A 495-nucleotide genomic window follows, 5' to 3' on the forward strand; every position below is an offset into this window, starting at 1 on the left:
CCCAAGCATACAATATCGGCAAGCCGCACGGCGAGGGCGAGTGGCCCGACCAATGGTCTAAGCGCGGCTGCTACGACCGGGGCCTGGTTCCGGTAAGCCGAAAGGCATGTCAACAGGTTAGACAACGCAGCCTGTTGGCGCGCCTCGTCGACAATCCGACCGCCGCCGAGTATCAGTATCAGCGGCAGACCGCGACTTGCGCTCTGCCGCACGATAGCGGCAATGTCTGCCAACGGACTTACCGGGATCGGCGACGACGCCTGGTCTGCCAGGGCAAGAGCCAGCATTTCGCGACCAGCCATGGCCCCTTCCCCACAATGGTGCCAATGACTTTCGCCATGACTGCGCCAACCCGATGCATCGAACAGAAAATCGAGATGCTGCCGCGTGCCGATCTCCTGGGCAGCTCCGTCCGATGCCCCAGGCTGGACCGCGCTCATTGCCTACGGCCTGTGGTCAGCGGCCGAGCTTGCGCTCAAGGCGAGCCATCAGTTC

The 495-nt window shown here is 63.2% G+C and carries 1 protein-coding gene; it reads right to left on the reverse strand.

Features of this window, described 5'->3' with window-relative positions:
• A partial coding sequence (locus EN935_RS41685) for a hypothetical protein (RefSeq protein ID WP_206534733.1) occupies positions 1-302 on the reverse strand: 302 nt, incomplete at its 3' end.
• Positions 303-495: the final 193 nt, after the last annotated feature.

The sequence above is a fragment of the Mesorhizobium sp. M7D.F.Ca.US.004.03.1.1 genome, assembly GCF_003998635.1.
Taxonomy (GTDB): Bacteria; Pseudomonadota; Alphaproteobacteria; order Rhizobiales; family Rhizobiaceae; genus Mesorhizobium; species Mesorhizobium loti.